The 1,822-nt window shown below is 47.4% G+C and carries 1 protein-coding gene; it reads left to right on the forward strand.

Features of this window, described 5'->3' with window-relative positions:
• Nucleotides 1–1,822: hypothetical protein (locus KDK17_RS17975; RefSeq protein ID WP_257255282.1), on the forward strand; the 1,822-nt coding region annotated here is incomplete at both ends.

The following is a 1,822-nucleotide window of genomic DNA, read 5'->3' on the forward strand; positions in this document are numbered from 1 at the left end:
CTCCTTCTCGTCCATGAACAGTGGCAAGGGCATGCTCAACCATGAGGATGTGAAAGAAGTGCTGGGCTGGCCGGAATGGAAAGACAAGGATAACGAGTTCAATATATTGCTGTTTCGCGCATTCTCGTCCATGAACAGTGGCAGAGGCACACTCAAACACGACGACGTGAAGGAGGTGCTGGGCTGGCCGGAATGGAAAGATAAGGATGGCAAGTTTGGTATGGAGCTTTTCCGCGCTTTCTCTTCCATGAATAGTAGCAAAGGCATGCCCAAACATGAGGAAGTGAAAGAAGTGCTGAGCTGGCTGGAATGGAAAGACAAGGATGGCGAGTTCAATATTGAACTGTTCCGCGCTTTCTCGTCCATGAATAATTGCAGAGGCTTGCTAAAACATGAGGAAGTGAAAACAGTGCTGAACTGGCCGGAATGGAAAAACAATGATGGTGATTTCAGTATGGAGCTGCTCCGCTGTTTTTCCTCCATGAATAATAGCAAAGGCACGCCCCGGCATATAGAAGTAAAAGAGATGATGGGCTGGCCGGAATGGAAAGACAAGGATGGTGAGTTCAGTATAGAGCGGTTCCGATCTTTCTCGTCCATGAATCATAACAAAGGCATACTAAGACACGAGAGAGTGAAAGAGGTACTGGGCTGGCCGGAATGGCAAGACGAGGATGGAGAGTTCAATATGGAGCGTTTTCGCGCCTTTTCGTCCATGATGAATAGCAGCAAAGGCAAGCTCAAACATGAGGTAGTGAAAGAGGTGCTGGGCTGGCCGGAATGGAAAAACAAAAATGGTGAGTTCAATATGAAGTTGTTCCGCGCCTTTTCTTCTATAAATAACGGTCAGGGCGTGCTCAAATATAAGCAGGTCAAAGAGGTGCTGAGCTGGCCGGAATGGAAAGACGAGGATGGCAAGTTCAGTATGGAGCGGTTCCGCGCTTTCTCGTCCGTAAATCATGGCCGGGGACTGCCCAAACACGAGACAGTGAAAAAAGTGATGGGCTGGACACGTTGCGGTGGGGCATCCAGTGATCTGCTTCTGGAAATTATAACCAGACTCTGGAAGTCAGAAGGGCTACCTGCTACTGAGGTGCTGCAACAGCAGGAAACACAACTGAAACAGTGGCTTTTTACAGAATTTACTGAAAATGATAGCGACTTAGAGGATGAAGAGGACGACAAATACAATCTCCAGACAAAAACAGTTGCACTTTACCTTTCCACCTCTAAGCCTGACTGGTCACTGAACTGGGCTGCTTTAAAGCAATTTCACCAACTCCTTGAAAAGACTCAAGCCGTTCCGATGCTGGAATCATTAATAAAGCTTCTGTCTTCTTATGGGGGAAAAGGTATCGAGCACTACCTCCGGGCTAATCGACAGGACCGGGATTTTTTGTGGCGTTACTCGGGTAAAGCTGTGCCTTTGCACCTGTTAAATAAGTCAATGATTCTGTTTTCTTCCAATGAATTGAGGGCGCGTTTTGTCTACTTTGTCAAGCGGCTGAAGTCATTGCCGGATAAAAGCTTATGGGATCAGTACTCGGCCCGGTTACAACCATTATCGGGAGTCTTGAAACACGACTACATGAAAAGACTCTACTGGGAAATCCTGCAACCCCTGACAAAGGAAGATCAGCTGCGTTTTCTGGACGCGAGTCATGCCGAAGCAGTATTCAACCTGTTTCCCTCGTTGAGCGCTCTGCATAAACTCGGCAAAGAGCATTCCTCTCAATCGTTAAAACGACTGCTTGAAGCCTGCCTTGGACTAAAAACCCATGACATCACCAAAGAAGGCATCCAGATACTCTTTGAAGCGCTA

The organism is Endozoicomonas sp. SESOKO2, from assembly GCF_024606245.1.
Classification (GTDB): Bacteria; Pseudomonadota; Gammaproteobacteria; order Pseudomonadales; family Endozoicomonadaceae; genus Endozoicomonas_A.